The 21,783-nt window shown below is 66.8% G+C and carries 21 protein-coding genes; 11 read left to right on the forward strand and 10 right to left on the reverse strand.

The window, feature by feature from the left end; genetic code table 11:
* The first annotated feature begins 88 nt into the window (after positions 1–88).
* From U4Z64_RS10280 to U4Z64_RS10310, 7 genes are all read left to right on the forward strand, one after another.
* Positions 89–982, forward strand: coding sequence for an inner membrane protein YpjD (locus tag U4Z64_RS10280; protein WP_124488230.1), 894 nt, complete (start codon positions 89–91; stop codon positions 980–982).
* A 13-nt stretch (positions 983–995) separates the two neighbouring features.
* Positions 996–1,310 carry a PP0621 family protein gene (locus tag U4Z64_RS10285; protein WP_124488231.1) on the forward strand — a complete coding sequence of 105 codons (315 nt, stop codon included), beginning with the start codon at positions 996–998 and terminating at the stop codon, positions 1,308–1,310.
* The gene (gene ampD / locus U4Z64_RS10290) at positions 1,307–1,897 is read left to right on the forward strand and encodes a 1,6-anhydro-N-acetylmuramyl-L-alanine amidase AmpD (protein WP_321819901.1); all 591 of its coding nucleotides are present in this window, start codon (positions 1,307–1,309) and stop codon (positions 1,895–1,897) included. The genes U4Z64_RS10285 and ampD overlap by 4 nt, the downstream gene beginning before the upstream one ends.
* Before the next feature lie 463 nt (positions 1,898–2,360).
* Positions 2,361–5,357, forward strand: coding sequence for a ribonucleoside-diphosphate reductase subunit alpha (locus tag U4Z64_RS10295; RefSeq protein WP_044844207.1), 2,997 nt, complete (start codon positions 2,361–2,363; stop codon positions 5,355–5,357).
* 363 nt (positions 5,358–5,720) lie between these two features.
* On the forward strand, positions 5,721–6,932 hold the full coding sequence (locus tag U4Z64_RS10300; RefSeq protein ID WP_044844206.1) for a ribonucleotide-diphosphate reductase subunit beta: 1,212 nt from the start codon (positions 5,721–5,723) through the stop codon (positions 6,930–6,932).
* A gap of 83 nt (positions 6,933–7,015) precedes the next feature.
* Positions 7,016–7,342, forward strand: a complete 327-nt coding sequence (locus tag U4Z64_RS10305; RefSeq protein WP_082088468.1) for a hypothetical protein — start codon at positions 7,016–7,018, stop codon at positions 7,340–7,342.
* Between the two features lie 28 nt (positions 7,343–7,370).
* The gene (locus U4Z64_RS10310) at positions 7,371–8,078 is read left to right on the forward strand and encodes a histone H1-like DNA-binding protein (protein ID WP_044844205.1); all 708 of its coding nucleotides are present in this window, start codon (positions 7,371–7,373) and stop codon (positions 8,076–8,078) included.
* Positions 8,079–8,293: 215 nt separating this feature from the next.
* Here the strand turns inward: U4Z64_RS10310 and U4Z64_RS10315 are convergent, their stop codons facing one another.
* From U4Z64_RS10315 to U4Z64_RS10360, 10 genes are all read right to left on the reverse strand, one after another.
* Entirely contained in the window at positions 8,294–8,767 is a 474-nt protein-coding gene (locus U4Z64_RS10315; protein WP_011883213.1) for a glycine zipper 2TM domain-containing protein, read from the reverse strand.
* 19 nt (positions 8,768–8,786) lie between these two features.
* Positions 8,787–9,725, reverse strand: coding sequence for a carbohydrate kinase family protein (locus U4Z64_RS10320; protein ID WP_044844204.1), 939 nt, complete (start codon positions 9,723–9,725; stop codon positions 8,787–8,789).
* Positions 9,726–9,819: 94 nt separating this feature from the next.
* Positions 9,820–10,323, reverse strand: coding sequence for a thiol peroxidase (tpx, locus tag U4Z64_RS10325; RefSeq protein ID WP_044844203.1), 504 nt, complete (start codon positions 10,321–10,323; stop codon positions 9,820–9,822).
* Between the two features lie 72 nt (positions 10,324–10,395).
* Positions 10,396–11,766 (reverse strand): DUF3426 domain-containing protein, encoded by a 1,371-nt coding sequence (locus tag U4Z64_RS10330; protein WP_321819902.1) that lies wholly within the window; start codon positions 11,764–11,766, stop codon positions 10,396–10,398.
* A gap of 45 nt (positions 11,767–11,811) precedes the next feature.
* Complete coding sequence (gene prmA, locus U4Z64_RS10335; protein WP_321819903.1) at positions 11,812–12,714, reverse strand: 50S ribosomal protein L11 methyltransferase; 903 nt, start codon at positions 12,712–12,714, stop codon at positions 11,812–11,814.
* Positions 12,715–12,716: 2 nt separating this feature from the next.
* A complete protein-coding gene (gene accC, locus U4Z64_RS10340; RefSeq protein ID WP_044844200.1) occupies positions 12,717–14,084 on the reverse strand; it encodes an acetyl-CoA carboxylase biotin carboxylase subunit in 1,368 nt (455 codons plus the stop codon).
* 85 nt (positions 14,085–14,169) lie between these two features.
* Positions 14,170–14,643, reverse strand: coding sequence for an acetyl-CoA carboxylase biotin carboxyl carrier protein (accB, locus tag U4Z64_RS10345; RefSeq protein WP_044844199.1), 474 nt, complete (start codon positions 14,641–14,643; stop codon positions 14,170–14,172).
* A 64-nt stretch (positions 14,644–14,707) separates the two neighbouring features.
* The gene (gene aroQ / locus U4Z64_RS10350; RefSeq protein ID WP_040143361.1) at positions 14,708–15,160 is read right to left on the reverse strand and encodes a type II 3-dehydroquinate dehydratase; all 453 of its coding nucleotides are present in this window, start codon (positions 15,158–15,160) and stop codon (positions 14,708–14,710) included.
* A gap of 194 nt (positions 15,161–15,354) precedes the next feature.
* Positions 15,355–15,909: a TlpA family protein disulfide reductase gene (locus tag U4Z64_RS10355; RefSeq protein ID WP_124488238.1), complete on the reverse strand. Its 555-nt coding sequence runs from the start codon at positions 15,907–15,909 to the stop codon at positions 15,355–15,357.
* A 7-nt stretch (positions 15,910–15,916) separates the two neighbouring features.
* Positions 15,917–16,561 carry a UDP-N-acetylmuramate--alanine ligase gene (locus U4Z64_RS10360; protein WP_124488239.1) on the reverse strand — a complete coding sequence of 215 codons (645 nt, stop codon included), beginning with the start codon at positions 16,559–16,561 and terminating at the stop codon, positions 15,917–15,919.
* A gap of 80 nt (positions 16,562–16,641) precedes the next feature.
* Here U4Z64_RS10360 and mpl point away from each other — a divergent pair, with 80 nt between their 5' ends.
* The 4 genes from mpl (at position 16,642) to aroE (ending at position 21,781) form a co-directional block, all read left to right on the forward strand.
* Positions 16,642–18,180, forward strand: coding sequence for a UDP-N-acetylmuramate:L-alanyl-gamma-D-glutamyl-meso-diaminopimelate ligase (mpl, locus tag U4Z64_RS10365; protein ID WP_321820044.1), 1,539 nt, complete (start codon positions 16,642–16,644; stop codon positions 18,178–18,180).
* Positions 18,177–18,746, forward strand: a complete 570-nt coding sequence (locus tag U4Z64_RS10370; protein WP_044844196.1) for a YqiA/YcfP family alpha/beta fold hydrolase — start codon at positions 18,177–18,179, stop codon at positions 18,744–18,746. Before mpl ends, U4Z64_RS10370 begins: the two co-directional genes overlap by 4 nt.
* 81 nt (positions 18,747–18,827) lie before the next feature.
* Complete coding sequence (locus tag U4Z64_RS10375; RefSeq protein ID WP_321819904.1) at positions 18,828–20,918, forward strand: RNB domain-containing ribonuclease; 2,091 nt, start codon at positions 18,828–18,830, stop codon at positions 20,916–20,918.
* A complete protein-coding gene (gene aroE / locus U4Z64_RS10380; protein ID WP_321819905.1) occupies positions 20,915–21,781 on the forward strand; it encodes a shikimate dehydrogenase in 867 nt (288 codons plus the stop codon). The genes U4Z64_RS10375 and aroE overlap by 4 nt, the downstream gene beginning before the upstream one ends.
* Positions 21,782–21,783 lie beyond the last annotated feature (2 nt).

The following is a 21,783-nucleotide window of genomic DNA, read 5'->3' on the forward strand; positions in this document are numbered from 1 at the left end:
GGAGCGATGGACAGTGGGGCCCGAAGGCGCAACGGAACCGTACAAAAGGGAGCCGTCGCGGGAAGGGGGCCTAGTGTAAACTTCGAACATGGATATTGTACTGTATGCCCTCACCGCATTCCTGTACGGCGGCCTCGCCGTCGCAGGCTGGCGCACGCACCGCCAGGGTGCGACGCCGCTCGTCGCGAGCGTGCCGGCCGTGCCGGTGCCGGCGTCCGCCGCGTCGGGAATGAGCGGCGCCGGCCGCGCGCTGCTGTTCGCGGCGCTCGTCGCGCACGGCGTGCTGCTGCACACGACGATCTTCCCGCACGACGCGATGGTCTTCGGCTTCGCGTTCGCGCTGTCCGCGATGTTCTGGCTCGGCGCCGGCATCTACTGGATCGAGAGCTTCTTCTTCCCGCTCGACAGCCTGCGCTTGCTCGTGCTGCCGCTCGCGTGCGGCGCGTCGCTGCTGCCGCTCGTGTTCGGCGGCGTGCGGGTGCTGCCTTATGCCGCAGCGCCGCTGTTCAAGATGCACTTCCTGATCGCGAACATCGCGTACGGCCTTTTCGCGATCGCCGCGCTGCACGCGGTCCTGATGCTGATGGTCGAGCGGCGCCTGCAGTCGCTGAGGAGCGGCGGGCGCGACGGCTCGACCGGCTGGATCGCGAGCTGGCTCGAAACGCTGCCGCCGCTGCTCACGCTCGAGAAGCTGCTGTTCCGCCTGATCGGCGCCGGCTTCGTGCTGCTGACGCTGACGCTCGCGTCGGGGATCCTGTTCAGCGAGCAGGTCGATGCACGCGCGCTGCGGCTCGATCACAAGACCGTGTTCGCGGTGCTGTCGTGGCTGATGTTCGGCGGCCTGCTGGTCGCCCACAAGACGTCGGGCTGGCGCGGGCGCGGCGCCGCGCGCTGGGTGCTCGTGTCGTTTGCCGCGCTGCTGCTCGCGTATGTCGGCAGCCGGTTCGTTTTCGAGGTGCTGCTGCACCGCTCCGTGGTTTGAACGCAGGTTTCCGATGCGACAGATTCTCCTCCTGATTCTTCTCTTCTTCGCGGGTTCGTGGCTCACGCGCAAGCTGCGCCAGGCCCAGGAGCACGCGCAGGCGCGCGCCGGCCGCGGTGGCGGCAACGACGGCGCACCGGGTCCTGGCGCCGGGGCGGCACGCCCGAACGGCGACGCGCGCTCGCTGCCCGAACCGATGGTGCGTTGCGCCGAATGCGGCGTGCATACGCCGCAGGGCGACGCCGTCGCCGCGGGCGGCGAATACTTCTGCAGCACCGAGCACGCGCAGCGCCACGGCGCACACGCGAGCGGCCACGACGCCCGATGAGCGACGCAGCGCTGCTGTCGGTCGACGCGAACGGCTGGGTGCGCGAAGCGCGCCACGCGCCGTCGCCGAATTTCGAGGCTCGGCCCGCGGGCGCGGTGCCGACGCTCGTCGTCGTCCACAACATCAGCCTGCCGCCCGGCGAGTTCGGCGGCGATGCGATCGAGGCGCTGTTCCTGAATCGCCTCGATTGCGATACGCACCCCTATTACCAGCGTCACCTGCGCGACGTGCGCGTGTCCGCGCACTTCCTGATCCGCCGCGACGGCGAACTCGTGCAGTTCGTGTCGTGCGACGAGCGTGCATGGCATGCGGGCGCGTCCGAGTTCTTCGGCCGGCCGCGCTGCAACGACTTCTCGATCGGCATCGAACTCGAAGGTGCGGACGACGTGCCGTTCGACGCGGCGCAGTACGCGACGCTCGGGGTGCTCGCACGCACGCTCGCCGCGCGCTACCCGATCGATGCGGTGGCCGGGCATTCCGACGTCGCGCCGGGCCGCAAGACCGACCCGGGTCCGCACTTCGATTGGCAACGCTTCGCGAGCGATGCCGGGTTTTCCGCCGAATACTTTCCTTTCTGTCAGCACTGATCGCAGGGTTTTTGAGCGGGCGAAATTTTTTTTTCCGACCAATGCCTTGTCGCGTCTGCCCGTCCGGGCGGCCGGGTTGATGTCAATACCTCCGGCGAAAATTCTCCGTTTTGATGTCGCCGGAATGTCCACTATACTTGGTGCCAGTTGAGCGGTTCTGTACTAGATATAGTGTGTGTCGCAGGGGAAACCCGAGCGGCACCGGCCGGCGGGCAACGCCGGCGGCCAGGGTTCTCAGTGCGGCGCGCCAGGCCGGGCGGTCCGGGCGTCGCAATCAAGCGCAGCGAACTTCGACGGGGCAGCGTACACATGACGAAGCACACGACCGGATCGGTTGTCGCGCATCGACCGAACCGGCTTCCCCGACGCATCGCTCGCCTCTTACCGCTCGCGCATCCGATAGCGCAGCGTTCGTTTTAATCCGCGGTTCTCTCCGCACCATCCAACACCAGGAGCTTTGCACATGCAAACCACCGACAACGCGACGTCCCAGTACGAGAGCGCCTCGAGCCGTCCGCTCGGCGGGACCGAACAGGGCGCGCAGGCGCTCGCGCCGCAGGCCACGTTCGCCGACTACAAGGTGATCCGCCGCAACGGCAGCGTGGTGTCGTTCGAGCCTTCGAAGATCGCGATTGCGGTGACCAAGGCTTTCCTGGCCGTCAATGGCGGGCAGGGCGCGGCATCGGCACGCGTACGCGAACTCGTCGAGCAGCTCACGCACAACGTCGTGCGCGCGCTCGTGCGCAGCCGTCCGAACGGCGGTACGTTCCATATCGAAGACATCCAGGACCAGGTCGAACTCGCGCTGATGCGCGGCGGCGAGCACAACGTCGCGCGTGCGTACGTGCTGTATCGCGAGAAGCGTCACCTCGAGCGCCAGCATGCGGGCGAGGAAGCAGCGGCAGCGGGCGGCGAGTCGAGCACCGGCATCAACGTCGTCGACAACGGCGTCACGCGCCCGCTCGACCTGAACGCACTGCGCGCGCTGATCGTGTCCGCATGCGACGGTCTCGGCGCTGCGGTTAACCCTGACCCGATCGTCGCGGAAACGGTGAAGAACCTGTACGACGGCGTGCCGATGAGCCAGGTCTACGACTCGGCGATCCTCGCTGCGCGCACGATGATCGAAAAGGATCCGGCATACAGCCAGGTCACGGCCCGCATCCTGCTGCACACGATCCGTCGCGAGATCCTCGGCGAGGAAGTGGTCCAGGCCGAGATGTCGGCCCGCTACGCGGAATACTTCCCGCAGTTCCTGAAGCGCGGCGTCGACGCCGGCCTGCTCGACGACAAGCTGCTTCAGTTCGACCTGAAGCGTCTGGGCGAAGCGCTCGACGCGAACCGCGACCTGCAGTTCGGCTACCTCGGCCTGCAGACGCTGTACGACCGCTACTTCCTGCACGTCGACGGCAGCCGCATCGAAATGCCGCAGGCATTCTTCATGCGTGTCGCGATGGGCCTGTCGCTGAACGAGATCGACCGCGAAACGCGCGCGATCGAGTTCTACAACGTGCTGTCGAGCTTCGACTTCATGAGCTCGACGCCGACGCTGTTCAACTCGGGCACGCACCGCTCGCAGCTGTCGTCGTGCTACCTGACGACGGTCGCGGACGACCTCGACGGCATCTATGAAGCGCTGAAGGAAAACGCGCTGCTGTCGAAGTTCGCCGGCGGTCTCGGCAACGACTGGACCCGCGTGCGCGCACTCGGCTCGCATATCAAGGGCACGAACGGCAAGTCGCAAGGCGTGGTCCCGTTCCTGAAGGTCGTCAACGACACGGCCGTCGCGGTCAACCAGGGCGGCAAGCGCAAGGGCGCGGTGTGCGCGTACCTCGAATCGTGGCACCTCGACATCGAGGAGTTCCTCGAGCTGCGCAAGAACACCGGCGACGATCGCCGCCGTACGCACGACATGAACACGGCGAACTGGATTCCCGACCTGTTCATGAAGCGCGTGATGGAAGGCGCCGACTGGACGCTGTTCTCGCCGTCGACCTGCCCGGACCTGCACGACAAGTTCGGCGCGGAGTTCGAGGCGGCTTACACGGCTTACGAAGACAAGGTTGCGCGCGGCGAGATCAAGCTGTTCAAGAAGATCCCGGCGCAGCAGCTCTGGCGCAAGATGCTCGGCATGCTGTTCGAGACGGGCCACCCGTGGATCACGTTCAAGGATCCGTGCAACGTGCGCTCACCGCAGCAGCACGTCGGCGTCGTCCACTCGTCGAACCTGTGCACGGAAATCACGCTGAACACGAGCGACACCGAAATCGCGGTGTGCAACCTCGGCTCCGTGAACCTCGTCGCCCACCTGGTGAAGCAGGCCGACGGCAGCTACGCGCTCGACCACGACAAGCTGAAGCGCACGATCAGCGTCGCGATGCGCATGCTCGACAACGTGATCGACATCAACTACTACGCGGTGCCGAAGGCGCGTAACTCGAACCTGAAGCACCGTCCGGTCGGCATGGGCATCATGGGCTTCCAGGACTGCCTGCACCTGCTGCGCACGCCGTACGCGTCGGAAGCGGCGGTCGAGTTCGCCGATCGTTCGATGGAAGCGGTCTGCTACTACGCGTACTACGCGTCGACCGAGCTGGCCGAGGAACGCGGCCGCTACTCGAGCTACCGCGGCTCGCTGTGGGATCGCGGCATCCTCCCGCAAGACACGCTGAAGCTGCTGACGGAAGCGCGCGGCGGCTACGTCGAGGTCGACACGTCCGAGTCGCTCGACTGGACGACGCTGCGTTCGCGGATCGCCGCGCACGGCATGCGCAACTCGAACTGCGTCGCGATCGCGCCGACGGCGACGATCTCGAACATCATCGGCGTGTCGGCGTGCATCGAGCCGACCTTCCAGAACCTGTACGTGAAGTCGAACCTGTCGGGCGAATTCACGGTGGTCAACGAGTACCTCGTCCGCGACCTGAAGGAACGCGGCCTGTGGGACGAAGTGATGGTCGCCGACCTGAAGTACTTCGACGGCATGCTGTCGCGCATCGACCGCATCCCGGCCGACCTGCGCGCGATCTACGCGACCGCGTTCGAAGTCGACCCGACGTGGCTGGTCGAAGCGGCATCGCGTCGCCAGAAGTGGATCGACCAGGCGCAGTCGCTGAACATCTACATGGGCGGCGCGTCGGGCAAGAAGCTCGACGAGGTCTACAAGCTCGCGTGGCTGCGCGGTCTGAAGACGACCTACTACCTCCGCACGATGGCGGCGACGCACGTCGAGAAGTCGACGGTTGCACACGGCGCGCTGAACGCAGTGCCGACGAGCGGCGGCTCGAGCAGCGGCGGCGCGCAAGGCGCGGCAGGCGGCTTCGGTGCAGCGGGCGGCGCAGCGTCGTCGTCGGGCGCAGTCGACGCGGCACCGGCACTCGCACCGGTCGAAGCGGACGGTCCGGTATGCACGATGCGCCCGGGCGATCCCGGCTTCGACGAGTGCGAAGCGTGCCAGTAACGCGGCGCGCATGACCTGAAGAAGGTTCGGGCGGCGCGCACGACAACCGATCGAGGTTGAAGTGTGCGCCGCTCTCAACTAAAAAAATGATAAGGAATCTGTAACGCGGCACTCGCGTTGCAGGCAGTGACAAGCGATCGAAACATCCCCGACGACGTCGCGTTTCGATCAGCGTTCGATGCGTCGAGCGCACCTCGCGATACACGTGCGACACACGTCGCGCGCTGCATGAACGACGATGCGTTGCTCAAAGTGTTGTATCGAGGTCGCAACGCGAATCGAAAAAAGGATTTTTCGTGAGCGAGCCCTTTTATCGCTCAGGAAAAGATGGTACAAACCGTTCTAAATTGATGGTGAGAATTTATGCTCAACTGGGATGACGAGAAGACTGCCGTAACCCCCGCGAGCGGAGCGCAGCAAAACGCGTTGCGCACCTCCGCAGGGATGGCTGTCGGAATGCAGGCTGCAACGCCTGCCGCCCATCAGGTCCGCGACATTTTCGAAGGCGATCTTGCGGTGCCGCCGCAAGCATCGGCTGTTCCCGCCGGCGGTTCGGAGGCGCGGGTCAACGTTGCAGACAAGCGCATCATCAACGGCCAGACTGACGTCAATCAGCTGGTGCCGTTCAAGTACAAGTGGGCGTGGGAAAAGTATCTGGCGGGTTGCGCGAACCACTGGATGCCGCAGGAAATCAACATGTCCCGCGACATCGCCCTGTGGAAGGATCCGAACGGTCTGACCGAGGACGAGCGCCGCATCGTCAAGCGCAACCTCGGCTTCTTCGTGACGGCCGATTCGCTCGCCGCGAACAACATCGTGCTCGGCACGTACCGCCACATCACGGCGCCCGAGTGCCGGCAGTTCCTGCTGCGCCAGGCGTTCGAAGAGGCGATCCACACGCACGCGTACCAATACATCGTCGAATCGCTCGGTCTCGACGAAGGCGAGATCTTCAACGCGTACCACGAGGTCACGTCGATCCGCGCGAAGGACGAATTCCTGATCCCGTTCATCCACACGCTGACGGACCCGGCCTTCAAGACCGGCACGCTCGAAGCGGATCAGAAGCTGCTGAAGTCGCTGATCGTGTTCGCCTGCATCATGGAAGGCCTGTTCTTCTATGTCGGCTTCACGCAGATTCTCGCGCTCGGCCGCCAGAACAAGATGACGGGTGCTGCAGAGCAATATCAGTACATCCTGCGTGACGAGTCGATGCACTGCAATTTCGGCATCGACCTGATCAACCAGATCAAGCTCGAGAACCCGCATCTCTGGACCGCGGAATTCCGCGCCGAGATCCGCGAGCTGTTCAAGCAGGCTGTCGAACTCGAATACCGCTACGCCGAGGACACGATGCCGCGCGGCGTGCTGGGTCTGAACGCGTCGATGTTCAAGAGCTATCTGCGCTTCATCAGCAACCGCCGTTGCCAGCAGATCGGCCTCGACCCGCTGTTCCCGAACGAGGAAAACCCGTTCCCGTGGATGAGCGAGATGATCGACCTGAAGAAGGAACGCAACTTCTTCGAGACGCGTGTGATCGAGTATCAGACGGGCGGCGCGCTGTCCTGGGAATAACCCGCAGCAGCGAACCCGTCACATGATGTGAGCAGCCGGCGGCCTCTCGGCCCCGGCCCAAGGTTTAGGAGCAAGAACGCCTGATGCAAAGCATGCCCGGTGCCTTAACGGCCCAACGACATGATCGGCACTTTGCGAACCCTTCAGTGGGATGGGCAAACTTCCCTCCGGAAAAAGCGGACGGCCGTGTGGCGGTCCGCTTGATCAAGCGATTAGGGGTGGCGGCGCGAGGCGCGCCGGCTACCGACTTGATTTGGCGCGCGAGGCCATGGGGTCACGCGCGCCATACCGTATTCATTAGCGTAAGCGCGTGGTATCCGCGTACGCCGATGAATAGCCCGCTTCGAAGCGCACGTCCTGAACAGCGTCCGCGGGAAGCGGGTTTTGACGAAGGGTGTAGTTTGAACTGACTCTCATCTGAACCTGAAGGAGAACAACATGGCTACTGCCAAGAAGAAACCGGCTGCTAAGAAGGTTGCTGCCAAGAAGACCGTTGCGAAGAAGGCTGCTGCTCCGGCGAAGAAGGCCGCTGCGGTGAAGAAGGTTGCTGCGAAGAAGGTCGCGGTGAAGAAGGTTGCCGCGAAGAAGGCAGCACCGGCGAAGAAGGCTGCTGCGAAGAAGGTCGCGGCAAAGAAGGTCGCAACGAAGAAGGTTGCTGCGAAGAAAGTCGCGGTGAAGAAGGTTGCCGCGAAGAAGGCAGCACCGGCGAAGAAGGCCGCTGCGAAGAAGGTTGCAGCCAAGAAAGTCGCGGTGAAGAAGGTTGCTGCGAAGAAGGCAGCACCGGCGAAGAAGGCTGCTGCCAAGAAGGCCGCGCCGGCGAAGAAGGCTGCCGCCAAGAAGGCTGCGCCTGCGAAGAAGGCTGCTGCGAAGAAGGCTGCGCCTGCCAAGAAGGCTGCCCCTGCGAAGAAGGCTGCCGCTGCACCGAAGGCCGCTGCTGCACCGAAGGCTGCCGCTGCTCCGAAGGCTGCCGCACCGGCGAAGAAGGCCGCTGCACCGAAGAAGGCTGCTGCTCCGAAGAAGGCCGTCGTGAAGAAGGCTGCACCGGCAACCACCGCGTCGACCGCATCGGTCGCGCCGGCATCGGGCGTGAAGACCGCGCTCAACCCGGCAGCGGCATGGCCGTTCCCGACCGGCAGCCGTCCGTAATCGCGGCTGACCAGCACTACCCGGACACTCACGCGGTGTCCGCGGGTTGAGTAGCGCTACTCAATCGATCCCGCCATCTGGTTCAGGTGGCGGGATTTTTTTCGTCCGCCTGCATCGATGGGCCGGCCGGCTGCCGGGCACGGACGAAAAAAAACGCATGTGCAGCTTCGCACATGCGTTCGACCGCGGCTTGCGCCGCGCGCTGAGGATGCTCGTTAGTGCGTGACGCGCGTGACGCCGCCGCTCGACAGCAGTCGCACCCGTTCGCCGGCGCGGAACACTTCGCCGCTCGCTGCCTGCGTGATCGAGCGCAGGTCGCCGTTGTCGAGGCGCACGGTGATTTCGACACCGTTCGCCGTGCTGAGGTTTTCGCCGACCGCGTTGCCTGCGACCGCGCCGACGAGACCGCCCGCGATGGCCGTCAGGATCGATCCCTTGCCGCCGCCGATCGCGCTGCCCGCGACTGCGCCGAGCGCGCCGCCGCCGAGCGTGCCGATCGCGCTGCCGCCGCCATCGGACTGGATGCGCACCGCACGGACGCTTTCGACGGTGCCCATGCGCACGGTTTGCTCGCGCTGCGCCTGGCCGACGCTATAGACATCTGCCGAGCCCGGCGCCGTGAAGCAGCCGGCGAGCGTCAGCGTGGCCGTCAGCATGGCAGCGAGCGTGAGGGTTTTCTTGGTCAACATCTTTGCTCTCCCACAATATTCATTTGAGACTGTACCCGAAGGCAGCCTCGAAGCGCGCGTCGATTTCGGCGCGCGTCAGTGCGTAAGTTTGAGGCCCCTGGTGGGCGATCTTGATCGAGCCCATCAGGCTCGCGAGGCGGCCCGTGGTTGCCCAGTCGAGGCCATTCTCGATGCCGTACAGCAGGCCGCCCCGGAAGGCGTCGCCGCAGCCGGTCGGATCGACGACACGCTCGGCTTGCACGACCGGAATCTGTTCTTCGCCGTTTTTGTGAAGAATGGTGGCGCCGCGCTCGCCGCGCGTGATGATCAACGCCTGAACCCGGCTAGCGATTTCCTGTTCGGACCAGCCCGTCTTGTCGCTGACGAGCTTGCCCTCGTAGTCGTTGACCGCAACGAAGGTGGCGAGTTCAATGATGCGGCGCAGCGTCGCACCGTCGAACAGCGGCAGGCCCTGGCCCGGATCGAAGATGAACGGGATGCCGGCCTTCGCGAATTGCTCGGCGTGCTGGACCATCCCGTCGAAGCCGTCCGGCGCGACGATGCCGAGCTTCACGCCCGACACTTCGTCCGCGCGGTTCAGGTGCGACTGCATCATCGCGCCCGGGTGGAATGCGGTGATCTGGTTGTTCTCGAGATCGGTCGTGATCATCGCCTGCGCGGTGTGCGTTTCGGGCACCACGCGTATGCTGGCCTTCGACAGGCCGAGGCTGTCGAGACGCTCGAGATAGCGATCGGCGTCGTTCGCGCCGACCGTCGCCATGATGCGCGCGTCGCCGCCGAGCATGTGCAGCGCGTAGGCGATGTTCCCCGCGCAACCGCCGAATTCGCGACGCATCGTCGGCACGAGGAAGCTCACGTTCAGAAGGTGAACCTGGTCGGGCAGGATGTGCTCGCGAAACCGGCCTTCGAAGGTCATGATGTTGTCGTAGGCGAGCGAGCCGCAAATCAGCGTAGTCAAGGCGTGCGTTCCTGTAGAGAGCAAAGGGAGGCGGCTGCCCGGCCGGCGCGCGCAGGCTGTCGGGCCTCGCGCGGCAGGGCCGGGCGGCTGCGGGTTACTTCAGTGCGGCGAGCGCTGCGTCGTAGTTCGGCTCGTCCTTGATCTCGCCGACGAGTTCCGCGTGGAGCACCTTGTCCTGCGCGTCGAGCACGACGACCGCGCGGGCCGTCAGGCCGTTCAGCGGGCCGCTCGTCACGTCGACGCCGTATGCGTTCGCGAACGCGCGGCCGCCGCGGAACGTCGAAGCCGTCACGACGTTCGCGAGGCCTTCGGTCGTGCAGAAGCGCGTGGCGGCGAACGGCAGGTCGCCGGACACGACCACCACGACGGTGTTGTCGAGCGACGACGCGGCTTCGTTGAACTTGCGGGTCGACGTCGCGCAGGTGGGCGTATCGAGGCTCGGGACGATGTTCAGTACCTTGCGCTTGCCGGCGAAGCTGGCGAGCGACAGGTCGGCGAGGTCCTTGCCGACCAGCTTGAAGTCGGGGGCTTGCGAGCCGACGGCCGGGAACGTGCCGGCGAGATCGATCGGGTTGCCACCCAGCGTAACTTTGCTCATGTTCGTGCTCCGAAATAGCGCGCCGCAGCGGCGCGCGGGTTGAGACGGCGCGCATGCGCGCGCCGCGGGGCGTCACGGATAGAAGATCTGGACGCGGAAATTCGAGGCGGGCGCGCCGTTCGTGTCGAGACGGACGACCATCGTCTGCGTCGTGCCGGGCGGCAGCCCGGCGTCGATCGGCATGCCCGGGCGCACGTAGTCGCGCGGCGCGAGCACGCGGCGCACGGTCACGTGATTCGTGTCGTCGAGCAGCGTCAGCTCGAGCGACGGGTAGGCGAGCGCGACGCGGTAGCGGTTCGTCAGCGGCACCTTCAACTCCAGCACGCGCGGGCCGTCGATCTGGCGCAGGTCGGCCGCGTCGAGCCGCAGGCCGTCGATCGCGCGCGGCGGCGTCACCTTGCAGCCGAGCGGCGCGCACGCCTGCCGGAACCAGCCCTGCGTGACGGGCCAGTAGATCATCACGGTTTCGCGCTGCCACCACGCGAGCTGCGCGACGAGCAGCACCGCGAGCACGGCCGCGACGAGGCCGCCGAAAAAGCCGCCGAGCGTTCCACGTCGCTGCTGCGCGCGCGGCTCGCGCGTCACGGCGAAGGGCGGGCGGTCGTCGTCGGACAGTGCGGCGGGGAAGGGGACGGCCGGTTGGACGGCCGGTTGTACGTCCGGTTCGGCACCCGGTTCGCTGGCGGCTGCGGCCGGTGCGGCGGCACGTTCGGCGCGGGTGTCGGGTTCGGGTTTCGGTTCGAGTCCGGGCTCGGCTTGCACCGGCCTGAACGCGAAGCGCGGTTCGCGTGGCGCGTGCTCGTCGTCGGGCACGGCGAAGCGCGCGTTGCCGACCGGTTCGACGGGCGCTGCTGCGGCGGGTTCGACCGACGGCGCGGGCGCGACGAAGCGCGGTTCGCGCAGGTCGGGTTCGGTGAGCGGCGTGAGCGGTTCGTCGGTTTCGGGCGGCACTGCATCCGGTCCGGCCGATCGCGCGGCGACGGCGTGCAACTCGGCCGGCTGCGATGCGATCGGCGCCGGCGTGCCGGACAGGTGAACCACACCGGATTCCGTCGACGGCAGCGCAAGCGGGATCAGCGGCTCGGCGCGCACGGTCTCGACACTGTGCTGCAGGGACGGGTCGACGCCGGCATCGAGCCACGGCGCCCACATGTCCCAGCCTTCCGGCTGGTAATCGGAACCGGCCGCCGGTTCGACCGGTGCGTCGGTGGTGAAGAGCCGCGCGGGCGCGGCGTCGTGTTGCGGGTTGGCGGCGGCCGGCTCGACCGGCGCCGCTTCGGTCAGCGCGGATTCCGGCGGTGCCGGATCGGGTACGAGCGACTGCGATGCGTCGAAGACCTGCTGACAGTGTCCGCAACGCACGAGCCCGTCATGCAGCGCGAGCTGTTCCTGCTGCAGCCGGAAGACGGTTTCGCAATGAGGGCAGCGCGTCGCAAGAAGCATGTCGAGCCGGGCGGCCTGCTGGCCAGAGTGAAGGACAGCGCTATTCTAATGGCTTTCCCGCCGCGTTCCGGCGAGGCATACCCAACCTTCGTGTTCGCGCCAGACCGAGATGTCGACGTAGCGCGCATAGACGGCCGCGACTTCGTCCGCCTGGCGCGCGAGCACGCCCGACAGCGCGATGCGCCCGCCCGGTTTCACCTTCGATGCGAGCATCGACGCCATCAGTTTCAGCGGGTTCGACAGGATGTTGGCGACGACGATGTCGAATTCGCCGGCCGGGCACGCATCGGGCAGCCCGTACGTGACTTCCGCATGGTTGCGTTCGCTGTTCTGGCGCGCCGATTCGACCGCTTGCGGATCGATGTCGATGCCGACCACGGGGTTCGCCCCGCATTTCCGCGCGAGGATCGCGAGAATGCCCGAGCCACAGCCGTAGTCGAGCACCGACTGGCCGGGCTTCACCGACTGTTCGAGCCATTCCATGCACAGACGCGTGGTCGGGTGGCTGCCGGTGCCGAACGCGAGACCGGGGTCGAGTTCGAGGATCAGCGCGTCGGGGTCGGGCGCGTCGTGCCACGACGGCACGACCCAGATCCGCTCGCCGATCGGAATCGGCTCGAACTGCGACTGCGTGAGCCGCACCCAGTCCTGTTCCTCGACTTCGCGCACGTCGAACGTCGGCGTGTCGGCGACGCCGATCTCGTTCGCGGCCGCCGCGAGCAGCACGGCCGGGTCGTGATCGGGCGACAGCAGCGCGATCACGCGCGAGTGCTGCCACGCGGTGCGTTCGGGAACGAGGCCGGGCTCGCCGAAGAGCGGCTGTTCGTCGGGCGTGTCGGCGTCGGCGTCCTCGACGGACACCGACAGCGCGCCGAGGTCGAGCAGCGCGTCGGACAGCGCCTCCGCATGCTCACGGGCCAGTTCGACGACGAGTTCGCGATAGCTCATGCTTACGCTTCTTCCGGTGCGACCTGCTGCTTCTGGGCGAGCCGGTGTTCGAGATAGTGGATGCTGGTGCCGCCTTCGACGAACTTCGAGTCGATCATCAGCTCGCGGTGCAGCGGGATGTTGGTCTGGATGCCTTCGACGACCATTTCCGACAGCGCGATGCGCATCCGGCGGATCGCCTGGTCGCGCGTGGCGCCGTAGGTGATCAGCTTGCCGATCATCGAATCATAGTTCGGCGGTACGAAATAGCCATTGTACGCATGCGAGTCGACGCGCACGCCGGGGCCGCCCGGCGTATGCCACGACGTGATCCGGCCCGGCGACGGCGTGAACTTGAACGGATCTTCCGCGTTGATCCGGCATTCGATCGCATGTCCGCGGAACTCGATGTCGCGCTGGCGCAGCGCGAGCTTCTCGCCGGCCGCGATGCGGATCTGTTCCTGCACGATGTCGACGCCCGTGATCATCTCCGACACCGGGTGCTCGACCTGCACGCGCGTGTTCATCTCGATGAAGTAGAACTCGTTGTTCTCGTACAGGAATTCGAACGTGCCGGCGCCGAGATAGCCCATCTTCTTGCACGCGTCCGCACAGCGGTCGCCGATGCGCTCAATCAGGCGCCGCGGAATGCCGGGCGCCGGCGCTTCCTCGATCACCTTCTGGTGCCGGCGCTGCATCGAGCAGTCGCGCTCGCCGAGCCAGATCGCGTTCTTGTGCGCGTCCGACAGCACCTGGATTTCGATGTGGCGCGGGTTCTCGAGGAACTTCTCCATGTACACCTGCGGGTTGCCGAACGCACGGCCGGCTTCCTCGCGGGTCATGTTGACCGCGTTCACGAGCGCGGCTTCGGTGTGCACGACGCGCATCCCGCGCCCGCCGCCGCCGCCCGCTGCCTTGATGATGACCGGATAGCCGATCGCGCGCGCAATCTTCACGATCTCCTTCGGATCGTCCGGCAACGCGCCTTCCGAGCCCGGCACGCACGGCACGCCGGTCTTGATCATCGTCTGCTTCGCGGTGACCTTGTCGCCCATCATCCGGATCGTTTCCGGGCGCGGGCCGATGAACGTGAAGCCCGACTGCTCGACGCGTTCCGCGAAGTCGGCGTTCTCGGACAGGAAGCCGTAGCCGGGGTGGATCGCCTCGGCATCGGTGACTTCCGCGGCGCTGATCAGCGCCGGCATGTTCAGGTAGCTCAGGTTCGACGGGGCCGGGCCGATACAGACGGCTTCGTCCGCGAGGCGCACGTACTTGGCTTCCTTGTCGGCTTCCGAGTAGACGACCACCGTCTTGACGCCGAGTTCGCGGCACGCGCGCTGGATGCGCAGCGCGATTTCACCGCGGTTGGCAATGAGGATTTTTTCAAACATAGCGAGTATTCGTCTCTTCGAGGGGCGCGCGAACGGCGCCTGGCGAGCATCGGCGGCGCGCGGCCGGACAGGCCGCGCGGCGGACTTAGCCGATCACGAAAAGCGGCTGGCCGTATTCGACGGCCTGGCCGTTCTCGACGAGGATTTCCTTGATCACGCCGGCCTTGTCCGACTCGATCTCGTTGAGCAGCTTCATCGCTTCGATGATGCAGATCGTCTGGCCTTCCTTGACCGTGTCGCCCACCTGGACGAACGGGTCCGCGCCCGGCGACGGCGCGCGATAGAACGTGCCGACCATCGGCGACGTCACGACGTGGCCTTGCGGGGCGGCCGGTGCGGCGGCGGCGCCTGCTGCCGGCGCGGCAGCGCCTTCGGTCGGCAGCGCGACCGACGGAGCGGGCGCGCTGACTTGCGGGGCATACCCAGCCGTCGGCTGCACGTAGACCGGCGGCGCGTTCTTGACGATACGCACCTTGCCTTCGCCTTCCGTGACTTCCAGCTCGGAGATGCCGGATTCGGAAACGAGGTCGATCAGAGTTTTCAGCTTACGAAGATCCATCGGGAATTCCCCTTTCAATACGTGAAAGCGCCGGTGGGACCGGCGCTGAATCTAGATCGCGAAATCAGCCGCGCGACGCGCCTTGCAGCTTGTCCAGCGCGTACTCGAGCGCGTACAGATAACCTTTCCAGCCGAGCCCGCAGATCACGCCTTCGGCCTGGTCGGAAAAGTAGGAGTGATGCCTGAACGCTTCGCGGCGGTGCACGTTCGACAGGTGAACCTCGACGAACGGGATGCCGACGCCGGCGATCGCGTCCCGGATCGCGACGCTCGTGTGCGTATACGCGGCGGGATTGATCAGGATGAAATCGGTCTGTTCCTCCCGCGCGGCCTGAATGCGGTCGACGAGCGCGCCTTCATGGTTGCTCTGGAACGACGACAGTTCGGCGCCGGCTTCCTGGGCTCGCGCGGCAAGCGCCTGATCGATCTGCGCAAGCGTGACGCGGCCGTACACCTCCGGTTCCCGGGTGCCGAGAAGGTTCAGGTTGGGGCCGTGCAGCACCAGCAATCGTGTCATGGTCGCTTCTATTTCTGCGGAATTGCGCGAACTTTAGCGCTATTTAGAGAAATTTGTCTAGTTTTGCCGAACGGCTGAGCGCGCTGGACCTGCAAGAATTACCGGTGCGGCTGCAAAGTATCAGCGAATTCACGTGAAATTGCGGCGATCGACGTACAAATCGCCGCCAACGTGCTGGCCGCCGTTCAGGGCGATCACAACGCGTCGAGGGTCTTTTTCAGCTCGGCCGGTTGGATTTGTCCTAATTTTGTCTCGCGAATCTTGCCGGTTTCGTCGATGACGACCGTAAACGGCAGCGCGCCGGCGGTATTTCCGAAATTACGGGCCAGATCGGCGCCCGCATAACCGCTGACGAAAACCGGATAGTCGACCTTCACCTTCTGGAGAAAGTTCTTCACGTTCTGGTCGGAATCGACGCCGATCCCGATGAAGCGGATGCCTTTCTGCTTGTATTGGTGCGACAGCGCGACGAGCTCCGGCATCTCCTCGACGCACGGGCCGCACCACGACGCCCAGAAATTGACCACGACCTTCTGGCCCTTGAAGGAGGCGAGCGACGCCGGCTTGCCGTCGACGCCGGTCAGCGACGCGGCCCACAGCTGGTCGACCGGGCTGCCCTGCGCAGCGGGCGCGGCGACGGCGACGCCGTCATCGGCGCTGCCGCCGCGGAACCAGTGGCCGGCGGCGAGCCCGCCGGCGACGGCGGCGGCCGCGACCACCGCGAGCGGCAACATGCGTTTCATCATCATCGTTGAATCATTCCGGTTCGGAAGGGGCGTTGCTGGCTTCGACGAGCGCACGCAAGGCGGCGGCGTCCGCGCGGGCGACCCGGCCGCGCGCGTCGGCCTTGACCGCGCCGCGCAGGTCGTCGCTCGCGTAGAGCGCGACGTGAATGCCGATCGCGTCCACGTCGCGCCGCGGGCGCCACAGGAAGCTGAGCGTCTCGACGTCGGCGCGACCGGCGAAATGCCGCGTCTCGGACACGTCGTACTGAACGTTCTGGTTCAGCAGGTAGATCGCGACGTCCTTCGGGTTGTCGGTGAAGATCTGCAAATGGATATCCGAATGCGCGTTCGCGGTGCCGTTCAGCACCGCGCCCGTCACGTACGGATTGAACTCGGCGAGCCGGCGCATCCAGTCGAGCGCGATCTCGCGCAGGCGGCGCAGTTCGTCCGGCTGCGTGTCGCTCTGGAACAGGGCGAGGTACTCGCGCAGTTCTTCCTCGATCAGGTCGTTATCCGGCAGCCATTCGCCGGCAACGCGCGTGTCGCCGAACAGCTGGCGCGCGGCCTTGCGTTTCGCGCTGGCGTAATCGAGGCCGTCCTCCGCGATCAGGCGGGCGGCGGACTGGGCGATTTCCTCGCGGGCGCGCCGCGGGTCGACAAGAGGTTTGCGAGACATGATCCGGCAATCATACTCGATCGTGCGGCGGCCGAACGCGGTGCGGCCGCGCGTCGTCCGCCGTGCCGCGCGGCATCCGGATCCGTCGTTCGGGCCGCCGGGCACGGCGGGCCGTCAGTTACAATGACGGTCTTTGTGTCGCGGCGAAAGTCGTTGGCCGGGCGGCCCGTCCGGCGTGCCGCAGACCATTCTTTCCGAATCGACGGCGCCCGGCGGCGCGAAAGCATTCATCTATGCACATCCACATTCTTGGCATCTGCGGCACCTTCATGGGCGGTCTCGCCGTGCTCGCGCGCGAGGCCGGCCACACGGTGACGGGTTGCGACGCGGGCGTCTATCCGCCGATGAGCACGCAGCTCGAAGCACAGGGCATCACGCTGATCGAGGGCTACGGCGCCGAGCAGATCGACCTGAAACCCGACCTGTTCGTGATCGGCAACGTCGTCACGCGCGGCAACCCGCTGATGGAGGCGATCCTCGATCGCGGCCTGCCTTATGTATCCGGCCCGCAATGGCTCGGCGAACACGTGCTGGCAGGCAAGTGGGTGCTGGCGGTCGCGGGCACGCACGGCAAGACGACCACGTCGTCGATGCTCGCGTGGCTGCTGGAAGATGCCGGGCTGAACCCGGGCTTTCTGATCGGCGGCGTGCCGCTGAACTTCGGCGTGTCGGCGCGGCTGACCGATTCGAGTTTCTTCGTGATCGAGGCCGACGAATACGACACGGCGTTCTTCGACAAGCGCTCGAAGTTCGTCCATTACCGGCCGCGCACCGCGGTGCTCAACAATCTCGAATTCGATCACGCCGACATCTTCCCGGATCTCGCCGCGATCGAAACGCAATTCCATCATCTCGTGCGCACCGTGCCGGGCGTCGGCCGGATCGTGACCAACGGCCGCTCGGACGCGCTCGAGCGCGTGCTCGCGCGCGGCTGCTGGAGCGAGGTCGAGCGCTTCGGCGTCGACGGCGGCTGGCAGGCGCTGCCGGCCGAGGACGGCGTGCCGGTCGACGAGCGCTTCGCCGTGTATTCGCAGGCCGAGCGTGTCGGTGAAGTCGCGTGGCAGGTGCAGGGCGACCACAACCGGATGAACGCGCTCGCGGCGATCGCCGCCGCCCGCCACGTCGGCGTGCCGCCCGCGCAGGCCGCTGAATCGCTCGCATCGTTCCGCAACGTGAAGCGGCGCATGGAAGTGCGCGGCAGCGTGGACGGGGTAACCGTCTACGACGACTTCGCGCACCATCCGACCGCGATCGAAACCACGATCGCCGGCCTTCGTGCACGCATCGGCCGCCAAAATTCCCGCATTCTCGCGGTGCTCGAGCCGCGTTCGAACACGATGAAGCTCGGCGTGATGAAGGCGCAACTGCCGGCCAGTCTCGCCGACGCCGACCTGGTGTTCGGCTACGGCGCGCCGACCGGGCGCGACGCGCTCGGCTGGAACCTCGGCGACGCGCTCGCGCCGCTCGGCGACAAGGCTCGCGCGTTCGACGATCTCCATCTCCTGGTGAAGTCGGTCGTCGAGGCCGCGCGTCCGGGCGACCACGTGCTCGTGATGAGCAACGGCGGCTTCGGCGGCGTGCACCAGAAGCTGCTCGACGCGCTCGGGAGCCGCGCGTGATCCTGTACCTGCACGGGTTCCGGTCGTCGCCGGAGTCGCAGAAGTCGCGGCTCCTCGCCGCGCGCATGGCCGAGCTCGGCCGCACGCCCGAATGGCGCTGTCCGTCGCTGTCGGTGTCGCCGCTCGAGGCGATCGCCGTCGCGGAAGCCGCGGTGGCCGGGGTGCGCGACGTGACGGTGATCGGCAGCTCGCTCGGCGGCTACTACGCGACCTGGCTCGCCGAAAAGCACGGCTGGAAGGCGGTGCTGCTGAATCCGGCGATCGTGCCGCAGCGCGACCTCGAGCAGCATCTGGGCGAACAGCCGCTGTGGCACGGCGGCGGCTCGATCGTCGTCGAACGCCATCACCTGCAGGAGCTCGATGCGCTGCGCGTGCCGGCGATTTCGCGGCCCGAACGCTACTATCTGTTCGCGGCGACGGGCGACGAAGTGCTGGACTACCGCGAGATGCTCGCCCACTACCCGGGCGCGAAAACGCGCGTGATCGAAGGCAGCGACCACGGAATCAGCGAATTTGCCGACTATGTCGACGACGTTCTCGCCTTTTGCGACGACCGAACGTCATGAACCCGGCGTCATGCCGATCGAATTCCCATCATCATGCGGCGCCGCCGATGCGGCGCCCGGCAGTCTGAACGAGAGTACTGAGTGAACGTTTTCTTCGAGGAATCGGGCAGTTTCAAGGCGGGCAGCGTGCTGTCGCGCCAGGGCGACGCGTTTCAGGTCGAGTTGCCCGGCGGGCGGCGGGCGAAGGTGCGCGCGAAAGACGTGCTGATCGAATTCGAGAAGCCGGCCGCGAGCGAGCTGATGCAGGAAGCCGACACGGCCGCGCAGCAGATCGACCTGGATTTCCTGTGGGAATGCGCGCCGGCCGACGAATTCGCGTATACGGCGCTGGCCGCGGAATACTTCGGCGCGACCTACGGTCCGGTCGAGCGCGCGGCGCTGGTGCTGCGGCTGCACGGCTCGCCCGTCTACTTCCGCCGCAAGGGGCGCGGCCAGTATCAGCGCGCGCCGGAAGAGCAGCTCAAGATGGCGCTCGCGTCGCTCGAGCGCAAGCGCCAGCAGGCGCTCGTCCAGGCGCAGTACGAAGAGGAGTTGAAGGCCGGCAAGCTGCCGGAAGCGTTCGCGGGCAAGGTGCTCGGGCTGCTGACGCGGCCGGACAAGAACGCGATCGAATACAAGGCGATGGAAGCGGCGGCCGGCGCGCGCGGCGTGTCGCCGGCGCGGCTGATGCTCGACTGCGGCGGCATCGCGTCGCCGCGTGCGCTGCACGAGGCGCGCTTCCTCGCGGAATTCTTCCCGCACGGCACCGGCTTCCCGGCCGTCACGGTCGGCCCGCTGCCGGACGACCTGCCGCGCGCGGACGTCGAGGCGTTCTCGATCGACGACATCACGACGACCGAAATCGACGACGCGTTCTCGGTCGAGCACCTGTCCGACGGTCGCGTGCGGATCGGCGTGCACATCGCGGCGCCGGCGCTCGGCATCGTGCGCGGCGACGCAGTCGACGCGATCGCGCGCGCGCGCCTGTCGACCGTCTACATGCCGGGCGACAAGATCACGATGCTGCCGGACGACGTGGTCGACGTGTTCACGCTGAAGGAAGGCGACTACCGCCCGGCGCTGTCGCTGTACATCATCGTCAACCGCGAGACGCAGGAGATCGTCGCGAACGAGACGCGCGCCGAACTCGTGTTCGTGAAGAACAACCTGCGCCACAACACGCTCGACGAGCTCGTCAACGAAGAGACGCTCGCCGCCGGCACCGGCGACTATCCGCACAAGGACGACATCGCCGTGCTGTGGCCGCTCGCGCAGGCGCTGTTCGAGAAGCGTCAGGTCGCGCGCGCGGGCTACGGCCTGAAGCGCGAAGTGCAGCGCAACACCGACTACAACTTCTACGTCGAAGGCGAGCACGTGACGATCACGCCGCGCCGCCGCGGCTCGCCGCTCGACCTGATCGTGTCGGAGCTCGCGATCCTCGCGAACTCGACGTGGGGCGCGTTCCTGCACGATCACACGGTGCCCGGCATCTATCGCTCGCAGCGCGGCTTCGGCGCGCCGGGCCCGAAGCGCACGCGGATGCAGACGACGGCCGCGCCGCACGAAGGCCTCGGTGTCGCGCAATACGCGTGGAGCACGTCGCCGCTGCGCCGTTACGTCGACCTCGTGAACCAGTGGCAACTGCTGGCATGCGTGCAGCACGGCGTCACCGCGAAGCTCGCCGCGCCGTTCAAGCCGAAGGACGCCGACCTGTACGCGGTCGTGCAGGGCTTCGACGACACCTATACCGCGTACGCCGACTACCAGCGCCGGATGGAGTACTTCTGGTGCCTGCGCTGGCTCGCGCAGGAGCAGAAGAAGCAGGTCGTCGCGAGCGTCGTGAAGGGCGATCTGGTGCGCCTCGAGGAAATTCCGCTGCTGCTGCACGTGCCGGGGCTTGGCGTGCATGCGCGCGGCACGCGCGTGCTGCTCGACGTGATGTCGCTCGACGAGCTGACGATCGAGGCGTCGGTGCGGCTGCTTAACGTGCTCGACGCGCCGACCGTGACGAGCGGCGACGCGGCCGACGACGAAGACGAGAACGAAGGCGGAGACGACACGCTGGTCGATGCGCAGGACGCGTCGGCGCAAGCCGAGGCTGAAGCACTGGCCGAAGCGGACGGCGCGACGGCCGCGGGCGACGAGGCCGCGACCGCCAACGGCCAGGATAGCGAAGAGGGGCGCGCATCATGAACGCAGCCGCGTCGACGAGCGGCGCCGACCGCTATGTGGTGTTCGGCAACCCGGTGGCGCACAGCAAGTCGCCGTTCATCCACGCGCAGTTCGCCGCGCAGACGGGCGAGGCGATCGTCTACGAGCACCGGCTCGCGCCGGTCGACGGCTTCGAGGCCGCCGTGCGCGCGTTCATCGCCGAAGGCGGACGCGGTGCGAACGTGACGGTGCCGTTCAAGCTCGACGCGCACGCGCTCGCCGACACGCTGTCGCCGCGCGCGGCGGCGGCGGGCGCGGTGAACACGCTGCGCATCGATGCCGACGGCGGCATCTACGGCGACAACACGGACGGCGTCGGCCTCGTGCGCGACATCGAATCGAATCTCGGCGTGTCGCTCGCGGGCGCGCGCATCCTGCTGCTCGGCGCGGGCGGTGCGGCGCGTGGCGTCGTGCTGCCGATGCTCGAGCGCGCGCCGCTGTCGATCACGATCGTGAACCGCACCGCGAGCAAGGCCGAGGCGCTCGTCGGCCAGTTCACGCAGGCCGCGCACGATGCGGGCTGCGTACTGTCGGGCGGCGGCCCGGACGCCGTGCGTGCCGAGCCGTACGACGTGATCGTCAACGCGACGGCAGGCAGCCTCGATGCGGCGCTGCCGGCGTGCGACGCGGCCGCGTTCGGCGCGGGCACGCTCGCGTACGACATGATGTACGGCGCGCAGCCGACGGTGTTCATGCAGCATGCGGCGTCGCTCGGCGCGCGCACGGCCGACGGGCTCGGGATGCTGGTCGAGCAGGCGGCCGAATCGTTCTTCATCTGGCGCGGCGTGCGGCCGGACGGCGCACCGGTGCTGGCCGCGCTGCGCCAGGCGCTCGCGGCCGGCTGAGC

The sequence above is a fragment of the Burkholderia sp. BCC1996 genome (genome assembly GCF_905339955.1).
GTDB lineage: Bacteria > Pseudomonadota > Gammaproteobacteria > Burkholderiales > Burkholderiaceae > Burkholderia.

Coding starts and splice junctions, on each gene's coding strand:
- U4Z64_RS10280 (WP_124488230.1), top strand. CDS start 89: ATGGATATTGTACTGTATGCCCTCACCGCATTCCTGTACGGCGGCCTC.
- U4Z64_RS10285 (WP_124488231.1), top strand. CDS start 996: ATGCGACAGATTCTCCTCCTGATTCTTCTCTTCTTCGCGGGTTCGTGG.
- ampD (WP_321819901.1), top strand. CDS start 1,307: ATGAGCGACGCAGCGCTGCTGTCGGTCGACGCGAACGGCTGGGTGCGC.
- U4Z64_RS10295 (WP_044844207.1), top strand. CDS start 2,361: ATGCAAACCACCGACAACGCGACGTCCCAGTACGAGAGCGCCTCGAGC.
- U4Z64_RS10300 (WP_044844206.1), top strand. CDS start 5,721: ATGCTCAACTGGGATGACGAGAAGACTGCCGTAACCCCCGCGAGCGGA.
- U4Z64_RS10305 (WP_082088468.1), top strand. CDS start 7,016: ATGCAAAGCATGCCCGGTGCCTTAACGGCCCAACGACATGATCGGCAC.
- U4Z64_RS10310 (WP_044844205.1), top strand. CDS start 7,371: ATGGCTACTGCCAAGAAGAAACCGGCTGCTAAGAAGGTTGCTGCCAAG.
- U4Z64_RS10315 (WP_011883213.1), bottom strand. CDS start 8,767: ATGTTGACCAAGAAAACCCTCACGCTCGCTGCCATGCTGACGGCCACG.
- tpx (WP_044844203.1), bottom strand. CDS start 10,323: ATGAGCAAAGTTACGCTGGGTGGCAACCCGATCGATCTCGCCGGCACG.
- U4Z64_RS10330 (WP_321819902.1), bottom strand. CDS start 11,766: ATGCTTCTTGCGACGCGCTGCCCTCATTGCGAAACCGTCTTCCGGCTG.
- prmA (WP_321819903.1), bottom strand. CDS start 12,714: ATGAGCTATCGCGAACTCGTCGTCGAACTGGCCCGTGAGCATGCGGAG.
- accC (WP_044844200.1), bottom strand. CDS start 14,084: ATGTTTGAAAAAATCCTCATTGCCAACCGCGGTGAAATCGCGCTGCGC.
- accB (WP_044844199.1), bottom strand. CDS start 14,643: ATGGATCTTCGTAAGCTGAAAACTCTGATCGACCTCGTTTCCGAATCC.
- aroQ (WP_040143361.1), bottom strand. CDS start 15,160: ATGACACGATTGCTGGTGCTGCACGGCCCCAACCTGAACCTTCTCGGC.
- U4Z64_RS10355 (WP_124488238.1), bottom strand. CDS start 15,909: ATGATGATGAAACGCATGTTGCCGCTCGCGGTGGTCGCGGCCGCCGCC.
- U4Z64_RS10360 (WP_124488239.1), bottom strand. CDS start 16,561: ATGTCTCGCAAACCTCTTGTCGACCCGCGGCGCGCCCGCGAGGAAATC.
- aroE (WP_321819905.1), top strand. CDS start 20,915: ATGAACGCAGCCGCGTCGACGAGCGGCGCCGACCGCTATGTGGTGTTC.